The organism is Chelativorans xinjiangensis (assembly GCF_009812055.1).
Taxonomy (GTDB): domain Bacteria; phylum Pseudomonadota; class Alphaproteobacteria; order Rhizobiales; family Rhizobiaceae; genus Chelativorans; species Chelativorans xinjiangense.
In genome coordinates this window covers 1-16944 of sequence record NZ_WQNH01000075.1, presented here as the reverse complement: position 1 = coordinate 16944, position 16944 = coordinate 1, and the positions used below count along the sequence as shown (strand labels likewise).

The 16944-nt window shown below is 62.5% G+C and carries 18 protein-coding genes; 10 read left to right on the top strand and 8 right to left on the bottom strand.

The features are described 5' to 3' along the window. A partial coding sequence (locus GM910_RS25440; RefSeq protein ID WP_159593414.1) for a hypothetical protein occupies nt 1-414 on the top strand: 414 nt, incomplete at its 5' end. Between the two features lie 399 nt (nt 415-813). Next, nucleotides 814-1641: a calcium-binding protein gene (locus GM910_RS25435; protein WP_201285598.1), complete on the top strand. Its 828-nt coding sequence runs from the start codon at nt 814-816 to the stop codon at nt 1639-1641. Nucleotides 1642-1777: 136 nt separating this feature from the next. On the opposite strand, the gene GM910_RS25430 is transcribed toward GM910_RS25435, so the two are convergent. The 4 genes from GM910_RS25430 to GM910_RS25415 form a co-directional block, all read right to left on the bottom strand. Continuing rightward, the gene (locus GM910_RS25430; protein WP_159593410.1) at nt 1778-1990 is read right to left on the bottom strand and encodes a cold-shock protein; all 213 of its coding nucleotides are present in this window, start codon (nt 1988-1990) and stop codon (nt 1778-1780) included. Nucleotides 1991-2372: 382 nt separating this feature from the next. Next, entirely contained in the window at nt 2373-2585 is a 213-nt protein-coding gene (locus GM910_RS25425) for a cold-shock protein (protein ID WP_159593408.1), read from the bottom strand. Between the two features lie 246 nt (nt 2586-2831). Next, nucleotides 2832-4724 (bottom strand): ABC transporter ATP-binding protein, encoded by a 1893-nt coding sequence (locus GM910_RS25420; RefSeq protein ID WP_159593406.1) that lies wholly within the window; start codon nt 4722-4724, stop codon nt 2832-2834. A gap of 363 nt (nt 4725-5087) precedes the next feature. Further along, nucleotides 5088-5867, bottom strand: coding sequence for an NIPSNAP family protein (locus tag GM910_RS25415; RefSeq protein ID WP_159593403.1), 780 nt, complete (start codon nt 5865-5867; stop codon nt 5088-5090). 429 nt (nt 5868-6296) lie between these two features. On the opposite strand from GM910_RS25415, the gene GM910_RS25410 reads away from it, so the two are divergent. From GM910_RS25410 to GM910_RS25395, 4 genes are all read left to right on the top strand, one after another. Beyond that, nucleotides 6297-7064 carry a transporter substrate-binding domain-containing protein gene (locus tag GM910_RS25410; protein WP_246226364.1) on the top strand — a complete coding sequence of 256 codons (768 nt, stop codon included), beginning with the start codon at nt 6297-6299 and terminating at the stop codon, nt 7062-7064. Between the two features lie 282 nt (nt 7065-7346). Further along, a complete protein-coding gene (locus GM910_RS25405; protein WP_159593397.1) occupies nt 7347-8018 on the top strand; it encodes an amino acid ABC transporter permease in 672 nt (223 codons plus the stop codon). Further along, nucleotides 8015-8674, top strand: a complete 660-nt coding sequence (locus GM910_RS25400; RefSeq protein ID WP_159593394.1) for an amino acid ABC transporter permease — start codon at nt 8015-8017, stop codon at nt 8672-8674. Before GM910_RS25405 ends, GM910_RS25400 begins: the two co-directional genes overlap by 4 nt. Further along, nucleotides 8652-9377 (top strand): amino acid ABC transporter ATP-binding protein, encoded by a 726-nt coding sequence (locus GM910_RS25395; protein ID WP_159593391.1) that lies wholly within the window; start codon nt 8652-8654, stop codon nt 9375-9377. The genes GM910_RS25400 and GM910_RS25395 overlap by 23 nt, the downstream gene beginning before the upstream one ends. 8 nt (nt 9378-9385) lie before the next feature. Here the strand turns inward: GM910_RS25395 and GM910_RS25390 are convergent, their stop codons facing one another. Further along, nucleotides 9386-10255 carry an EamA family transporter gene (locus GM910_RS25390; RefSeq protein ID WP_159593388.1) on the bottom strand — a complete coding sequence of 290 codons (870 nt, stop codon included), beginning with the start codon at nt 10253-10255 and terminating at the stop codon, nt 9386-9388. Between the two features lie 104 nt (nt 10256-10359). On the opposite strand from GM910_RS25390, the gene GM910_RS25385 reads away from it, so the two are divergent. Continuing rightward, a complete protein-coding gene (locus GM910_RS25385) occupies nt 10360-10842 on the top strand; it encodes an Lrp/AsnC family transcriptional regulator (protein ID WP_159593385.1) in 483 nt (160 codons plus the stop codon). Nucleotides 10843-10860: 18 nt separating this feature from the next. Here the strand turns inward: GM910_RS25385 and GM910_RS25380 are convergent, their stop codons facing one another. Together GM910_RS25380 and GM910_RS25375 are read right to left on the bottom strand one after the other, a co-directional pair. After that, nucleotides 10861-11628 (bottom strand): methyltransferase, TIGR04325 family, encoded by a 768-nt coding sequence (locus GM910_RS25380; RefSeq protein WP_159593382.1) that lies wholly within the window; start codon nt 11626-11628, stop codon nt 10861-10863. A gap of 185 nt (nt 11629-11813) precedes the next feature. After that, nucleotides 11814-12206, bottom strand: a complete 393-nt coding sequence (locus tag GM910_RS25375) for a hypothetical protein (RefSeq protein ID WP_159593379.1) — start codon at nt 12204-12206, stop codon at nt 11814-11816. 427 nt (nt 12207-12633) lie between these two features. Here GM910_RS25375 and GM910_RS25370 point away from each other — a divergent pair, with 427 nt between their 5' ends. From GM910_RS25370 to GM910_RS25360, 3 genes are all read left to right on the top strand, one after another. Then, the gene (locus tag GM910_RS25370) at nt 12634-13275 is read left to right on the top strand and encodes a TetR/AcrR family transcriptional regulator (RefSeq protein WP_159593376.1); all 642 of its coding nucleotides are present in this window, start codon (nt 12634-12636) and stop codon (nt 13273-13275) included. A gap of 81 nt (nt 13276-13356) precedes the next feature. After that, nucleotides 13357-13644, top strand: coding sequence for a YciI family protein (locus GM910_RS25365; RefSeq protein WP_159593373.1), 288 nt, complete (start codon nt 13357-13359; stop codon nt 13642-13644). A gap of 202 nt (nt 13645-13846) precedes the next feature. Then, nucleotides 13847-16414, top strand: a complete 2568-nt coding sequence (locus tag GM910_RS25360) for a DUF4062 domain-containing protein (protein WP_159593371.1) — start codon at nt 13847-13849, stop codon at nt 16412-16414. A gap of 280 nt (nt 16415-16694) precedes the next feature. Here GM910_RS25360 and GM910_RS25355 read toward each other — a convergent pair. Then, the coding region (locus GM910_RS25355; RefSeq protein WP_159593368.1) for a DUF2239 family protein at nt 16695-16944 on the bottom strand (250 nt) is incomplete at its 5' end.

Below are 16944 nucleotides of genomic sequence, written 5' to 3'. Positions count from 1 at the left end.
GAGCAGCGCCCAGCGCTTTACCCGACCGAAACGGAGGTCAACCAGGGGGCCGGCCACGGCGGACCCGAGGTTCTGGACAACGGGGACATCCGGATCGGCGACATGATCTTCACGCCGGGGCAATACACGATGCGCCAGTCCGCCGAGGAGCCTGGTGATAACGGCACCACGCAAGCCCCATCGCAGCGGGAGCATGCTTCCGAAGTTGAAGCCGACGAGGGCGATGGCGCGTCCGCGCTGATCGACAATGGCATGATCGATGCGCAATCCTGGTTCGGCATCGTCCATGACGAGGAGGGCGGCGGAGCCGGAATGAGCTTCAGCGGCGTTCCGGTCCATACGATAATAGACGTGGTGCCTTTTGCGGACGGTAGCGCTCAAGGCATCGAGGCGAGCGGTTTCTCCATCGCCTGACGCCCCCAGGCAATATCACAAACGGACAGGCGGCAGAGGGGCCGCCTGTCCGTGTGAGCGTTCGGCTTTTCTCACCTGACGCGGTTTCGCGGGGTGTGCGGGGATTTTCATTTAAAACACTAAGGTTACGCTATGTCTGATAATGTTTTTATAGAGGTGAGTGCTGCATCACGTAATGTGGCGGGGGCGGCAGCGAGCGGAACGGTCGACCTCCACAGCCATCTTTCTCATCCTGATGGTGAGGGGAGGGTGGAGACGTCTGTTTCCCTACATACCCACCAGGGTTCGCCCGCCGATGGACAGACCGGCGCGAGCGATGACCCCATCATCGGCGATATCAGTTACAGTGGTGGCCCCGGCGGTGGGGCTAGCATCGCTTACATTCATGAGAGCGGTGCTTTGGAGTGGGCTGACGCCGAGAGGGCCGGGAGCGGCCTTTGGGAAGGGGCCGGCCTTGAGAGCCTTGCTTCGGAGCGGGCCAAAACCAACGGCGACACTACGCCCTCCTCCGACTCCCAGCCGGCGGACACCTCCACCTCCGAGACGGACACCGTCCCGCTCGGAGACATTCTCGCCAAGGAAGGGCTTGAACAGCACGCGCACACCTTCGAGGGCGGCGAGGACGGCGCCATCCACGAAGGCTGGGACCGCCGCGACGAGATGCACGGGCGCGGCGGCAACGATATTCTGCATGGGCGCGGCGGCGGGGACACCCTTTATGGTGACGATGGATACGATGCCCTTTCTGGCGGTCCCGGCGACGATAGCCTTTATGGCGGCGCTCAAGGCGACGGCCTTTTTGGAGGCGGCGGCAACGACCGGCTTTTCGGCGAGGACGGTGACGATTTCCTCTTCGGCCAAGATGGCGACGATGTCCTTGACGGCGGTGCGGGGAACGACTGTCTGTACGCCGGTCCCGGCGATGACGTCATGACCGGCGGTGCCGGCGCGGACGTGTTCAGCTTCACGAGCCGCTACTTTCTTTGGCGGAACATCGAACCTTCCGGCAAGGATACCGTGCGCGATTTCGAGGACGGCGTCGACAAGCTCGACATGAAAAATGTCTTCGAAGCGGCCCGTTTCGAAGATCTCGATATCGCGTTGGATGAGGAGGGCATGGGAACGGTCGTGCGCTTCGGCGATAACGCGATTCACATCGAAAACGTTCTGCCCCAGACCGTCCCCGGCGGCCCCGGCATAGACGCCAGCGACTTCATCATTGCCTAGATCAATCCCAGGAGCGCCGTGCGCCCGTGTTCTCGGTCCCGCGCAAGGCGGGCGTTCCGTTGAGGCCTAACGAAAAACGCCGGCCTTAAGGCCGGCGCAAACGTTCCTGCCGCCGTCCCGGGCGGCCGAGGCCTGTTCAGCCGATGGAAAGATTGACGGCCTTCGGGCCCTTGCCGCGCTTGTCCGGCTCGGTGTCGAAGGTCACTTTCTGGCCGTCCTCGAGGCCGGGCAGGCCGGAAGCCTGCACCGCGGAGATATGCACGAACACGTCCTTCTCCCCGTCATCCGGCGTGATGAAGCCGAATCCCTTGGCATGATTGAAAAATTTTACAGTTCCACTCTGCGGCATGGGAAGAGATCCTTTCTCCCGTCATTCATCGTCTTGTCCAGACCACAGTCTCTTGCGGGGGCCATGGTCCAGGGGTGTCTCGGTCCTTTACTGGGGGAGAAGAAACAGTCAGCTTCGCGCGGGGAACCCTGCCGGATTTCTTGTGACACGCGACATCCCGGGAGCCTTTCTAGTGTCGTATGCCGGGGCATGCTATTCCAGTCTCCGGGCCGGCAAATGCCCGAACGGGCAAAATCTTCCCTTATTTTTTGAGGGCGGGCAAGGGAAAGTTTTGTGTCGGCCGCCCACCTCGCGGGTGCCCATAAAGCAAAAGGCGCGACGGATGACCCGCCGCGCCTTTCGCAAAACTCGCCGTAGCCGTGCCGCGTGAGCGGCCTCGCGCTTACGCCTCGGAGAGGTTGACCGCCTTCGGGCCCTTGCCCATGCGGTCGGGCTCGACGTCGAAGGAAACCTTCTGCCCGTCGACGAGCGAGCGCATGCCGGAGGCCTCGACTGCGGAGATGTGAACGAAGACGTCCTTCGCGCCGTCGTCGGGCGTGATGAAGCCGAAGCCTTTGGTGGCGTTGAAGAACTTTACGGTGCCGGTCTGGGCCATGGGAAACTCCTTTTCCCGTTGGTTGGTATGCGTCTGCGCAACGCGCGCAGTTTCACTGTCGTCGAGAGCTTACGATGTCGGGGAAAGGGGCCGTCCAATCAAAAACGCGTCCAGTCTCCGGGTCTGCAACCACCCGAGCGCCCAATATCAATTGCACGGAAACGCATCGGAAGCAAGATGCGCTTTTGCCCTCATGGACGTGCCCGGCTGCGCCTTGGGGCGCGCAGCCGGTGTCCTCCAAGCAAATCAGATGCTGGCCTGCGCTCTATAGAGGCCCGCATATGCCCCATCGGCGGCGATGAGCGCCTCGTGGGTTCCTTCTTCGGCTATCCCCTCCTCGGTCAGCACCAGGATCCGGTCCGCCCTGCGGACGGTGGAGAGCCGGTGCGCGATGACGATGGTCGTCCGTCCCTCGGCGAGGTCAATGAGTGCCGCCTGGACGGCCCGCTCGCTTTCGTTGTCGAGCGCGCTCGTGGCCTCGTCGAAGATCAGGACCGACGGATCCTTCAGGAACGCCCGCGCGATGGTCAGGCGCTGCTTCTGGCCTCCGGAGAGCTTCACGCCGCGCTGCCCGATATCCGTGTCGTAGCCGTTGGGCAATGCCATGATGAAATCGTGGGCATTGGCGGCCTTCGCGGCCGCGATGATCTCCTCATCCGCAGCCTCGGGCCGCCCGTAGCGCAGGTTCTCCGCCACCGTGCCGGCGAACAGATAAACGTCCTGTTGCACCACACCGATGTTCTGCCGCAGCGATTTGAGGCTCACGTTGCGAACGTCGATCCCGTCGATGAGGATCGCGCCTTCCCGCACGTCGTAAAAGCGCGGGATCAGCGCGCACAGGGTGCTTTTGCCAACCCCGGAGGCGCCGACGAGAGCGACGAACTCGCCGGGCGCGATGTCGAAGGTGAGATCCTTGAAGACATGCGGCCCATCCTCCTCGTAGCGGAAGCCGACATGGCGAAACGCGATGGCGCCGCGGGGGCGGGCAAGGTCGACGGCGTTTGGCCGGTCCTCGATCTCCGGCTCCACGTCGAGGATCTCCATCGCCCGCACGAAGCCGGTATAGCCCTCCTGCCAGAGCCGCACGAAATTCGCCAGGCGCTGAACGGGATCGACCAGCACGGCCACGCACAGAAGGAAGGTCAGCATGTCGGCAATGCCGAGCTCGGCGTTCACCACGCGGATGGCGCCGATGACGATCACCGTGATGGTGATGAGCCGCGCGAAGGTCGTGTTCCCGACGGAGAAGAAGGCTTCGCTGCGATAGCCGTCCCGCCGGCTGTCGAAGAAGCGGGCGTTCTCCTCCTCGAAGCGGCGTATCTCGAGCTGCTCGTTGGCGAAGGACTGGACCACCCGGATGCCGGCGAGCGAATCCTCGACGCGCTCGTTCACCGCCGCGATCCGCTCCTTGCTGCGCTGCAGCGCCTTGTTCATCCGTCGGTTGAAATGCAGCGCGAAGAGCACGGCAAAGGGCGTCACGGCGAGGATGAGCAGCGTCAGCGGCAGGTCGATATAGGCGAGGATGGCGATCGCGCCCGCAAATTTGAGCACGGCGATCGCCAGATCCTCCGGTCCATGATGGAAGAGCTCGCCCAGCCAGAACGAATCGTTCGTGATGCGGCTCATCAATTGGCCGACGCGCTGGCGGTCGTAGAAGCTGAAGGCCAGCTTCTGGCAATGCTCGAACAGCTCCCTGCGCAGCGTCCGTTCGATCTTCGCCCCCATGACATGCCCCTGATAGTCGACGAACAGGGTGCCGAGCACCTCCAGCACCAGGAGGCCGATCATGGCCGCGCCCATCAGGTAGATCTGGTTAAGCGCCTCCGGCGCGTCGGGAAGCTGCACCAGTCTCTTGGTGATGTAGTTGGCGCACAGAGGCAGGAAGAGCGCCGTTGCCGAAACCAGCAACGCGCAGGCAAGGTCGGCCGCCAGCAGCGGCAGGTGCGGCCTGTAGTAGGACAGGAATTTCCGCGCGCGCGAACGGGTTGCGCGGCCTTCAGGCCACGTTCGGGATGCCGGGCTATTTGCTGGTTCGGTTTCAGCCGACGGGTTGACGGTGGCTGCCCGCGGCAGCCGGTTCTTCAGTAGGCTACGGGGCGCGTCTCCTTGCGACGCCACCTTCCGGAGTCGTGAATGCATAACGCTTCATGTCCTGTTGGGGATAAACGGCTTTCTTTTCGGACATGAAGGCTCTCATTTCACTCTCCCGTTCGAGCTGACTCGAGGGCGGCGAATAGAGCACAGGTTGCGGCAGTGGGCAAGATCGCTTGAAATTCAGGACGGTCAGCACCCCCTCGCGCCCCCCTCTGTCCTGCCGGACATCTCCCCCACGAGGGGGGAGATTGGCTCTTCATTGATGTCTCGCCTTCTCTGCAGCGTTGAAGATTGGCGAAAGCGGAGATGACGGCCGATCTCCCCCCTCGTGGGGGAGATGTCCGGCAGGACAGAGGGGGGCGCGAAAGGGCGCGGCGGTCGTAAGCTACAGCGCCGACTCTCCGATGCCTACCGCAGCAGCGAGCGGGTGGTCGGGGAAAGCCTATACCGCATCGCCGGCCCGGCCGTATGGCCGCCGAAGCCGCTCTCCAGCGCATCCCGCCATCCCGCGGTCTCGGCAAGACGTGCCGTGAAGGCCGCGTGCGCCTTAGCGTCGTCGAAACGCGCGATCCACACGAAAACCCGCTCCCCTTCGCGCACCGACAGGCGCGGGAAGGTGTTGGGGCTCTCCTCGGTCACGAAGCGCGCACCCGCCGGCGCTCCGGCGTCAGTGAACGCCGGCATCAGGCTTTGCGAGAAATATTCGGGAAAGACGTCGGCCCGATGGGGCGCCAGCGGAAAGACGCAGACGGCAAAGACGGCGGGAGAGGCTTCGCCGCCGCCCTGCGCTGGCCTTTCCACGCCCGCCAGATCGAACTCAGCGCCGTCGCCCGCCGGCTTGAGGAGAAGAACATCGTCGGAATCGATCATCGTCGCGTTGGCGGCGTCGCGATGCGCGCTCCAGACCGGGCCGCCGTAGAAGGCGGCCAGCCCCGCACGGCGTGTCTCCATGTCGGCAAAGCCGCGCAGCCAAACGAATTCGTCCGGCCGGTCGAGGTCGCGGAACTGGCCGAGCACGGACATGCCGCAAGCCTCCTGGCTCTCCACGAACGCGCGGTCGAAGAGGGCGATGAGCGCGTCGCGTTGCCCGGGGCGCAGCCGGTAGCTGCGCAACTCGACCACCGTCTGAAAGGGGCCTTTCCGCTCCGGGGGCGCGGCTGTGGAGTTGTCGGTCTGCAACGCGGTCATGGGCGGATCCGGTTCAGGATAGGGAACCCGACAATAGCGGAGGCCTGCTGACACCATTCGTTCAGGAGGGCGAGGCCCGTGCCAATACCCCTGCCTTCGTCATCCTCGGGCTGACCCGAGGATCCATGCCTGAACCGCTCCAAAGGCAAAACGGTCAAAGCTAAGGGCCGTTGGCATGATTGTCGCGCGACACGCTCCGGCCTCTTCCGCTGCCTAATTTTTAGGCACGCAGCCAATTGCGCAGGCTTGCGCCGCCTCCCGGCCACATCCGGCCCGCGCGATCTCCTCCCCGCACCGGCAAAATACGGCCTTTCACCGCAGCCCGGGGCAGCTGGCACGCCAGTTGCAGAAGGGCAGCGGATAGGCAGAACAAAAAACCCGGAACAAATAACAGGAGAGACCGAGATGAACCGTCGGACAGTATTGGGAATGGCCGGTGCGGCGATCATGGCCACCGTCGCCGTCGCGCCCGCGCCCGCCATGGCGGATGCGCTTGAGGACGTCATGTCGCGCGGCGTTCTGCGCGTTGCCGTGCCGCAGGATTTTCCGCCTTTCGGCAGCGTCGGCACCGACATGGCGCCCGTCGGCTACGACATCGACATGGCTAATCTCATCGCCGAGAAGCTCGGCGTTGAGGCCGAGCTCGTGCCGGTGACGAGCGCCAACCGCATCCCCTACCTGCAGACGGGCAAGGTCGACCTCGTCATCTCCAGCCTCGGCAAGAACGCCGAGCGCGAGGCCGTGATCGACTTCACCGACGCCTACGCCCCCTTCTTCAACGGCGTCTTCGCGCCCGACGATGTCACTGTGTCGAGTGCGGAAGACCTTGCCGGCAAGACCATTGGCGTCACCCGCGGCGCCATCGAGGACCTGGAGCTGACCGAGATCGCCCCGTCCGACGCCGTCATCAAGCGCTACGAGGACAATAACGGCACCATCTCCGCCTTCCTGTCCGGCCAGGTGGATGTCGTTGCGACGGGCAACGTGGTCGCCGCAGCCATCCTCGAAAGGAACCCGCCGAAGCGCCCGGAGATGAAGTTCCTCATCAAGAACTCGCCCTGCTACATCGGCCTCAACAAGAACGAGCCGGCGCTCGCGGAGAAGGTGAACGCCGTCATCGCCGAGGCGAAAGCCGACGGCTCGCTCGACGCCATCTCGCAGAAATGGCTGGGCACGGGGCTGCCGGAAGAGCTGTGACGGCGGCGGCGGGAAGGGGGGCGGCGCGAAGCGCGATAAAGACGCAGAACGACGCTTTTTGTCTTAGCCCTGCGGGCGACCCCCACCCTCAATCCCTCCCCTCAAGGGGGAGGGAGGCAGGCCGAGTACGTCTTCGTCCCCCTCCCCCTTGAGGGGAGGGGTGAGGGGTGGGGGTCCGGCGAAGCCGAACAGAGACTCCATCCATAACGCTCAGGACAGAGGGGGCGCCAAGGGGCGCCAGCCTCTCCGAACAACCGATACCGAACCAAAAGGCCGCCTCCCGTGAACTACGCCTTCAGCTTCTCGTGGCTGACCGAATACTACCCGGTCCTCCTCAAGGGCATCCTCATCACCATCGAGCTGATCGCCGTCGGCGGCCTCTTCGGCGTCGCGCTCGGCACGGCCTGCGCCTGGGCGCGCGCTCTCGGCCCGGCCTGGCTGAAGCCGCTCGTCTCGGCTTATGTCGAACTCATCCGCAACACGCCCTTCCTCATCCAGCTCTTCTTCATCTTCTTCGGCCTGCCCTCGCTGGGCCTGAGGCTTTCCGAGCTCGAGGCGGCCAACCTTGCCATGGTCGTCAATCTCGGCGCCTATAGCTGCGAGATCGTCCGCGCCGGCATCCAGGCGACCCCGCGCGGCCAGTTCGAGGCCGGCGCCAGCCTTGCCATGTCGCCCATCCAGACCTTCCGCTACGTCGTGCTGGTGCCCGCGCTTCAGCGCATCTGGCCGGCGCTCTCCTCGCAGGTCGTCATCGTCATGCTGGGCTCGGCGGTCGTCTCACAGATCGCCGCCGAGGACCTCACCTTCGCGGCCAACTTCATCCAGTCGCGCTCCTTCCGCGCCTTCGAGGCCTATTTCGTCACCACCGCCATCTACCTGGCCCTCGCCATCCTCTTGCGCCGGGCGCTGGCCGGCATCGGCGCCATGATCTTCGCGCGGAGGCCGGCCCGATGATGGAGTTCTCCACCTGGGACATCCTGCGCAACCTGCTCCTCGCCGCGCGCTGGACCGTCGTCCTCTCCCTCGTCTCCTTCCTCGGCGGCGGCATCGTCGGCGCGCTCCTTCTCTTCCTGCGCATCGGCGGAAACCGCGTCTTAACGGCCTTCACGAGATACTATGTCGAGCTCTTCCAGGGCACGCCGCTCCTGATGCAGCTCTTCCTCGCCTTCTTCGGCCTCGGCCTCTTCGGCATCAACGTGCCGGCCTGGCTTGCCGCCGGCATCGCCCTCGTCCTGTGGACCGCCGCCTTCCTCGCCGAGATCTGGCGCGGCTGCGTCGAGGCCGTCGCCCGCGGCCAATGGGAGGCGTCGGCCAGCCTCGGCATGGGGTACGTGCAGCAGATGCGCTACGTCATCCTGCCCCAGGCGCTGAAGGTCGCCATCCCGCCCACGGTGGGCTTCTCCGTCCAGGTGGTGAAGGGCACCGCGCTCACCTCCATCATCGGCTTCGTCGAATTGTCCAAGGCCGGCACCGTGGTCACCAACGCCACCTTCCAGCCCTTCACCGTCTACGGCCTCGTCGCCCTCATCTATTTCGCGCTCTGCTGGCCGCTTTCGAAGTCGAGCCAGGCCCTGGAGAGGAAGCTCAATGCCGCTCATCGAAATCACTGACGTCCGCAAGCGTTTCGGCGAAAACGAGGTGCTGAAGGGCATCGACCTCGACGTGAAGCCGGGCGAGGTGATCGCCATCATCGGCAAGAGCGGCTCCGGCAAGTCGACCCTGCTTCGCTGCATCAACGGCCTGGAAACCATCGACGGCGGCTCCATCTCCGTCGCCGGCAGCCAGCTCCTGCCCGACGAGGTGCATCTGAAGGCGCTGCGCCTCAAGGTCGGCATGATCTTCCAGCAGTTCAACCTCTTCCCGCATCTGACGGCCGGCGGCAACGTCATCCTGTCGCAGACGGTGGTGAAGAAGACGCCGAAGCCGGAAGCTGCGGCCATGGCGCGAAAGATGCTGGAGCGCGTCGGCCTCGCCGAGAAATTCGACGCCTATCCGGACGAGCTCTCCGGCGGCCAGCAGCAGCGCGTCGCCATCGCCCGGGCGCTCGCCATGCAGCCCATCGCGCTTCTGTGCGACGAGGTCACCTCGGCGCTCGATCCCGAGCTGGTGGCCGAGGTCCTCGCCGTCGTCCGCGAGCTCGCCGCCGAAGGCATGACCCTCCTCATGGTCACCCACGAGATGAAGTTCGCCCGCGACGTGTGCAGCCGCGTCGTCTTCATGCACCAGGGCCGCGTCCACGAGATCGGCCCGCCCGAAGACGTCTTCGCCAAGCCGAAAACGCCGGAATTAAAGCAGTTCCTCGGGGTGCAGTGAGGTAGAATTCACCGCGGCGGCCTATGCACCGCGATCCCGGCCATCACCAGCGCCACGCCGAGGACATCCCGGCCGCTCGGCACCTGCGCCAGCATGATCGCCGCGATCACCGTCGCCGTCGCCGGCAACAGCGCCAGGAACAGCGCGAACGTCGCCCGCGGCAGGCGCGACATGGCGAGCTGGTCGGCGATATAGGGGATGACCGACGAGCACACGCCGACGCCGATGCCCGCCAGCACCAGCTCAATCGTACCGAAAGCACGTGCCGCCTCGGCAAAGCCGATCGGCATGAGGATGAGGAGGGCCACAGTCATCGCCGCCCCCAACCGCTCCACCCCGGCGCCGGCGCCGCTCCCGGCGGCCGCGTGGCCGAGCACGATATAGCCGACGAACAGCGCCCCGTTCAAAGCCGCAAAGGCGAGCCCCAGCGGGTCGCTCGCCCACGTCACATCGATCAGGATGAAGACGCCGGCCACCGCCATCACCAGCGCCGAAAGGTTGCGCCGCGTTCTGAGCCCGTAAAGCGCGACGCCGAGCGTGCCGACGAACTCAATCGCCGCCACCAGGCTCATCGGCAGCCGGTCGAGCGCCAGGTAGAAGGCCGTGTTCATCGCCGCCAGGCACACGCCCAGCCCGACAAGCAAGAGCCGCGTCCTTGCGTCCGCCTCGCGGAAGGTCCGCCACGGCCGCGTGAAGGGCGCGAAGATCAGCGCCGCCGAGGCGATGCGGAACCAGGCAACGCCGAGCACGCCCACCGCCGGAAACAAAAGCACCGCGAACGAGGGCCCCAGATAATGAAAGACGGCGCTGACGCCGAACCAGGCATGCGGCGGAACGGTCTCGGCGGCCCTTTCCAGCGCGCCCGTCGAAGATGGCATCGGAAAACTCCCTTTGCCATCACTATGAAAGGGGAATACCCTTGAGCATATATCCACTGAAAGAAAAAACACAGATTCTCTCGCCCAAATATAAGGCATCCGGCATGAAACGCCTTCGATACGAAAACGGCCCGCTCGACCCGACCGACATGAAGCTCCTCGCCGCGCTCGCCGCCGACGCGCGAATCAGCACCGCCGCGCTCGCCCGGCGGGTGGGCCTGTCGGCGCCGAGCGTGGCCGAGCGCATCCGCCGGCTGGAGGAGGCAGGCGTGATCGCCGGCTACAGGGTGGAGATCGATCCCGCCGCCCTCGGCCTGCCGCTCGCCGCCTGGCTGCGCATCCGCCCGGTTCCGGGCCAGCTCCCCAAGGTGGCCGAGGTGCTCGCCGGCCTGCCGGAGATCGTCGAATGCGACCGCGTCACCGGCGAGGACTGCTTCATCGCCCGCGCCTTCCTCGCCTCGGTGGAGGACCTGGAGCGCCTCATCGACAAGGTGATGCCCTTCGCCATGACCAACACCTCCATCGTCCAGTCCTCCCCCGTCCCCCGCCGCCTGCCGCCGCTGAGGCTACCGGAGGGGGCGGGGTAGGAGTGCTGTACACTCCGGCTACCCCACCCTCCTCCTGAGCATGAAACCCCAGCTTTCACTGCAGCCGAGCTCGGGATGGCTGGCGATCGCGTGGGCAAGATACTGTATCTGCCAGCTGTCGACGACATCGTAACCGAGCGTTTCCAGATCGTTCAAAAACACCCCTTTCTCGCGGATCTGGTAGGGAAGAAAGGCCGGGCCGCCCCTTTGCAGCGAAAAGATCGTCTTGCCGTCCCTGAGCGCGACCTTGTTCAGGATCATCACTTGAGGGGGCGCGGGGAGCCGGGAGATGAATTGCGGGAAGGGTTCGTCCAGATACTGCAGAAGGCCGGAGCACAGGAGGATGTCCGCCTTCCTGGAATTTGCAACGTCGCTGCAGAACGAAAGGTTTCCCTCAAGCCCATCCCGCCGCGCCATCTCGGCACCGGCCTTGATCATGGGAGGGAGATCGTAGACTTCCCAATTCACCCTCGAAAGGTCGATCAGGCGGCTGAAGGCCCGGTACTTCGTCCCTATATGCCCGCCGGCATCGAGCAGGTTCGTCGGCCCGTTCCCGCGCGCCAGCAGTTCCCGCTCCAGCCAGAACATGACCGGGTAATCCCAGTCGATGATCCTGCTCATCTTCTCCAGCCCCACGTCGACGGTCTCCTCGTTGTCGTAGCCGGCCACCGCCCAGGCGGGCACCGCCGCCAGCGCGCTGTCGAAGTCCGGATACGTTCCCGTCAGTTCGGCGCGGCGGGCAACCAGGTGCAGCCTGGCCACGGCGGATCGAAGCGGCCGCGCCATTCTCTTTATTCCGGACGCATTGAAATGCATCAGTGATCTCATTGCCTTAATCCCCCGCGGCGCAACGTCTCTGGCGATTTCCTCGCCGTTGTCCGCCTGCCTCGCGATGGCGAATTGCCTCGAAGACACAGCGAAAGGCGGGCATGCGCCGCTGCTGAATTGGACACTTTCGGATGGGTGTTTTGTCAGCCGCCGGAACGCGGAGGCTTGCGGGGAGGCGCGGTGTCCTGGCTGGCCAGGCGCGTGAAGACCGGACCCGACGGAACCCGGCCGGAGGGGACGATGGAGAAGATCGTCTCGTGCAACAAGCCCGCCGGCGAGGCGCAAGTGTGAAAACACCGGCCGCTATCGAACCGAGGATCGGACTGCTTCAGGATCGGGGCGTCGCCAGTCGAAGCGCACACTTCCGCGGGCCGCAGATGCCGATATTCCATTCCCATATCGGCCGTTTGCGGGCGAAGCTCCGCGGCGTGGTCCTCGTTCCCATGCGCCGAGGCGAGCTGGGCCGAGAAGACCATCGCAACGAGTGCAACGACAACAAATCCCGCTATTCGCCCAATGATCATCGACCCGAACATTCATACGGTTTCCGCAGCCTGAATGGTGGCTTCACGATCGCCGGCGGTCAATTCGGTGAAGTGGTCACCCGGCCGCTTTCCTCTACCCCATTTGTGGAGGGTAGGGCGCCGATCCGAGGCGCGTTGGTGGGAGGCGGAGCTGACCGATGTGCCTCAGCTTCACAGCTACGATTCACCGCCGCGCCCCTTCGCCGGGACCCCCACCCCTCACCCCTCCCCACAAGGGGGAGGGAGGCGCCGACGCCTCAGAATCCCCTCCCCCTTGAGGGGAGGGGTAAGGGGTGGGGGTCCCGGCGAAGGGCGCCAACCGTCCTGATTTCCAAAAAGCAACCGCACCACCAGGAGGCAAAGCCGCCCCTTGACGATCCTAGGACACCCGTCCTAATCTGCCACCCAACGCAACCGCCCCAAACCGGAGCCCCCCAGCATGAGCGCGGCGACCACCCGCGAGCACATCGTCGAGGCGGCCGACGAGCTCTTCTACCGGAAGGGCTACGAGCACACCTCGTTCGCCGACATCGCCGCGGCCGTGCGCATCTCGCGCGGAAATTTCTACTATCATTTCAAGACCAAGGACGACATCCTCGACGCCGTCATCGCCCTGCGCCTTTCCAACACCAGAAAGATGCTCGACCGGTGGGAGGCCGAAGGCGCGCACCCCGCCGACCGCATCGCAAGCTTCATCCGCATCCTCCTTAAAAACCGCACGAAGATCATGCTCTACGGCTGCCCCGTCGGCACGCTCTGCGCCGAGCTCGCCAAGCTCGATCACGTCGCGCAGGCCGAGGCTGGCAGGATCTTCACCCTCTTCCGCGATTGGCTGCGCCGCCAGTTCACATTGCTCGGCCATAAGGGCGAAGCCGAAGCCCTCGCAATGCACATCCTCGCCCGCAGCCAGGGCGTCGCCACGCTGGCCAACGCCTTCCGCGACGAAAGCTTCATCCGCAGCGAGGTCGACCAGATGTGCGCCTGGCTGGAGCAATTCCGGCAAAAGAGGCAATCGCTCCCCCGCCCGCAATCGCGACAAGACAACGGGCCGCACCGGATCGCCGATCCCCCGAAACGATGATCCGACCTGAAGGCACAAGCCCAAAACCCCGCCTCACCACAACCGCCGATCCCACCCGAAAAACCCAAAGGAACCCACCCCATGTTCGTCGTCCTCCTCAGATTCTCCGAAAACAAGGCAAAGGCCCCGCAATTCATGGAGGCCCACAAGGCATGGATCCAGCGCGGCATAGAAGACGGCGTCTTCCTGCTCGTCGGCAGCCTTGAGCCCAACGCCGGCGGCGCCCTCCTAGCCCACGCCACCACCCTCCCGGCGCTTCAGGCAAGGGTGAACGAGGACCCGTTCGTCGCCGAAAACGTGGTCGGCGCGGAAATCCTGGAAATCACGCCGAACCGGACGGAGGAGAGGCTGAGTTTTCTCCTGGGGTGAGTGGGGCGAGATCGGGGGGCGCTGGTTCCATGGCGATGGGGCGGGGGGACTGCGGCGGGTGGAGCGCTTGTATTCCTCTCGCGCACTGGAACGAGGAAGAGGCGCCCCAAGAGGACGTCGGTTCCCTCCGCCTTGGTGTAGCAGGACTCGACAACGTTCCCGCTCGGCAGGCTCGCTTCGGCTGGCCTGCTAGACAGACCGAATGATCAGCCGTCTGGACGAGTTTCTACCGTCACGTTACTTTCCTAAAGAAGCGCAGCAGAGACTCACCTCGCGCACCAGAGCACCTCGGTCGGACGGTAACATTTTGTCGGACAGCCTAAAATTAATCCGAATTTTTATTGGTTCACCTGGCGGCTTGGATGAAGAGCGCCAAGCAGCGCATGACGTCGTTAAGAGCGTAAATCGCAGCCATTCCGAGCGCTGGGGCCTGCATTTCAAGCTGTTGGGGTGGGAAAATGCAGTGCCCGGCTATGTTCGCCCGCAAAGCAAACTCAACGAAGACTTGGACAGGTGCGATTACTTTATCGGTGTCCTCTGGAACAAGTGGGGCTCCCGACCAAGCACTGATCCTGGTGGTTACACATCCGGTTTCGAAGAAGAGTATTTCAGAGCAAAGATGCGAATTGAGAATGGACTCATGAAGGATATGGCCATCTACTTCAAAGAAATCGAAGTGCCAGCAGGGATGGAGCCGGGCGAAGAGGTTCGAAAGGTTTTCGATTTTCGACAGAAGTGTATTGATCAAAAGAAAGTGTTCTTTAAAGTTTTCTCTGACGGGAGCCCCTTTCGGGACGTCGTCAGAGAAAAATTAGAGGAAATTGGCTGGCGTGAAACAGAACTCTTCTCCGGTGAAGACCGAGAGATAAACCAGCCGAAAAAGACACCCTCTGTCCAGCAAAATTCGAACGAGCCGCCAGCACGCGATGCCTGGTTGCTTGATGAGGAGGCGCGAACTTTTCTGAATGATTTAAAGCAGAGGTCCCCCGACTGGGAGAGCACTTCACCCTATGAAGTAGCTCGTCTACGGCTGATTGGCACTGCGCTTAGCCGCTCCGGAAATGACGATTTTTATCTCGGTAATCACGATGCAAACTTGATTTTTCAAAAGTTTAGAAAAGCCATTCTTTCTAAGCAAGAGCTTCGGGCGCTTATTGATTGCGGCGTTATGGGGTTCCAGCATCAGAACGTCCCCCTTTGGCGCTGGCTTGCAAAGATCGAAGATGAGGACGGCCACTGGGGCCGCATCAAAGTTCTTGCTGCAGTTGGGAATGAGTCCGAGAAGAAGCATTCCATAGCGATTTTGATCCTTGGGTCTCAACCAATCCCTTCGCTTGACGAGTTCCTCGATAAGAAGCGTGTTCTTACATCGTGGCTGTCTAATGAAACCGACAGCCAGGTCTTTGATGCTGCAGTATCATTTCTTGCATCAAATGCAGATAAGGATGACCTGTCTCTTATCGAGGAAGTTGCGACACAATGCTCACCATATCGTCGCACGAAAGTGGAGGAAGCAGTCGTCGGCATCTTGTCGCGGACCAGCTTGGATGCTGCCTTGAAGCGACTTGTTGAAAAAGAAGTCGACAAAATCGATGCAACATTAGCTGACGTGCTTTTTGGAAGCCCACAATCACTGGCTACGGCGACAGTGCTTTCATGTTTGTCCGCCAAATCCGATTCTATCCGTCTACGAGCCGTTCAGGTGTTGTTTGCGCGCAATGAGATTACGTTGGAGGCGGCGGAAACACTTCTAACCGACAGCAATCACGAAATCCGCTTATTGGCAGCTGAGAGCCTAAAGAAAATGGGCCGTGAGCTTGGTGACGACGTAGCAAAAAAAGCACTTCGGATTGTCAAGCCGTCTAACAATTTAGTTGGCTTATTTGGGAATAAAACAGATGATACTTACTACGAGCGTTATTGTGTAAACCGCTTGGCTGAATTGGATTTTTCGACCCTGAGAGCTAAAGCGCAGGATGCCGGAGTATTTGACGATCGGGAGCTATCGGTTCTTTATTCAAAGTACCCATCGAAGATGCAGGGTGAGATCAGAGAAAACCTGAAAGATTGCTTTAAGGGGCACTTCGACAAACGAATTCAAGAAGGAAAATACGCTGGGATAATCGACTCCGACACGGAGAGCAGGATAAGAAAGTTAGAAACGTTCCACCGAAGGCAGCTTTGTACCCACGCCCTAACCGCTCTCTGTGGCTTGGGAAAAACTCAGGACCTCGATTTGTTGCGAAATGTACTCAAAGAAGTCGAAGTCGATGCTACGGATAGCATATTGAAATATTTTTCTCGCTTTGGAGATTGGTCCGACATCGAACGTGTCAAAAATTTGGGCGACTACCCAAGTGACCGAAACCGAACAGGATTGCTTGACTTCTACAGGACGAAATTGCCTGACCAAAAAGCTGCGGCAATTTTCACATTGGGAAAAGATCGTGTCGCAGACATGTTGGCAATCGATATTGACAGCTCAATCAGGATTTCACTTGCGAAGCGGTTACCCCAGAAGGTTTTCGTTGATTTGAGAGATGAAGTATTGTTGCGCGAGTTGCAACGTAAAGATGACGAATATAGGATCGTCTTCGCGCTCAGATGTGTTCAGGCGCTACCTAAGTCTCGTGTCACGACGCTTTTGGATCGGTATGTCGACAGCGGCGAGCATCGCTTTTACAACAGTGTGCATTGGCTAGATTTGGGAGCAGCGTTGCCAAGTCGTTTGGCTAAGAACATTGCTGAACGAGCACTGTCTCAGCACTAATCACATAGGCGGAAATGAGGTTGTTTCAGGCCTCTAGGAGACGCACGACTGGTTGAGTTCGATGTGTCCTTAGCGAAACGTCTAAATGTCGGGGCGAATGTCCGAAATAGGTCAAGCTCTTGCCCAAGCTCCGCGCCTCCGGAATACGAAACCCTTGCGCACCGGCACATGGCTGCTGGCGAATTCCTCGGCGACAAGATCCCAACAGAACCGCGCCCAGCTCCAGTGCGCCCGCTACACTCCACAACCCGCCAGCGCGCCGCAGTCATCCCCTTCCCACTCACGAGCCAAACGCCGCCCCAGCCAGCCGCTCGGCATACCCCCGCACGTCGGCCGGCCAGCCGGCGATGTGGTGGCGGAAGCGGTCGGCGTCGGCGGCGTAGAGGGCGCGCGCGGCTTCCTCGTATCCCGGCAGGTCGCCGGCCATCGCCATCATGAAGCGGTCGGCGGCCGCTTGCGCCTTGCGGGCGCCCGCGCGCCCGGCCTCGCTCCCGCGCGCCGCCTCGACCAGCCGGCGCAGCGCCGCCGAG

Bases quoted from the DNA above. Each gene is read 5' to 3' on its own strand.
- GM910_RS25380 (WP_159593382.1), bottom strand. From the start codon at position 11,628: ATGGCGCGGCCGCTTCGATCCGCCGTGGCCAGGCTGCACCTGGTTGCC.
- GM910_RS25415 (WP_159593403.1), bottom strand. From the start codon at position 5,867: ATGACCGCGTTGCAGACCGACAACTCCACAGCCGCGCCCCCGGAGCGG.
- GM910_RS25410 (WP_246226364.1), top strand. From the start codon at position 6,297: ATGGCCGGTGCGGCGATCATGGCCACCGTCGCCGTCGCGCCCGCGCCC.
- GM910_RS25395 (WP_159593391.1), top strand. From the start codon at position 8,652: ATGCCGCTCATCGAAATCACTGACGTCCGCAAGCGTTTCGGCGAAAAC.
- GM910_RS25425 (WP_159593408.1), bottom strand. From the start codon at position 2,585: ATGGCCCAGACCGGCACCGTAAAGTTCTTCAACGCCACCAAAGGCTTC.
- GM910_RS25370 (WP_159593376.1), top strand. From the start codon at position 12,634: ATGAGCGCGGCGACCACCCGCGAGCACATCGTCGAGGCGGCCGACGAG.
- GM910_RS25385 (WP_159593385.1), top strand. From the start codon at position 10,360: ATGAAACGCCTTCGATACGAAAACGGCCCGCTCGACCCGACCGACATG.
- GM910_RS25420 (WP_159593406.1), bottom strand. From the start codon at position 4,724: ATGCATTCACGACTCCGGAAGGTGGCGTCGCAAGGAGACGCGCCCCGT.
- GM910_RS25430 (WP_159593410.1), bottom strand. From the start codon at position 1,990: ATGCCGCAGAGTGGAACTGTAAAATTTTTCAATCATGCCAAGGGATTC.
- GM910_RS25365 (WP_159593373.1), top strand. From the start codon at position 13,357: ATGTTCGTCGTCCTCCTCAGATTCTCCGAAAACAAGGCAAAGGCCCCG.
- GM910_RS25375 (WP_159593379.1), bottom strand. From the start codon at position 12,206: ATGTTCGGGTCGATGATCATTGGGCGAATAGCGGGATTTGTTGTCGTT.
- GM910_RS25360 (WP_159593371.1), top strand. From the start codon at position 13,847: ATGATCAGCCGTCTGGACGAGTTTCTACCGTCACGTTACTTTCCTAAA.
- GM910_RS25390 (WP_159593388.1), bottom strand. From the start codon at position 10,255: ATGCCATCTTCGACGGGCGCGCTGGAAAGGGCCGCCGAGACCGTTCCG.
- GM910_RS25400 (WP_159593394.1), top strand. From the start codon at position 8,015: ATGATGGAGTTCTCCACCTGGGACATCCTGCGCAACCTGCTCCTCGCC.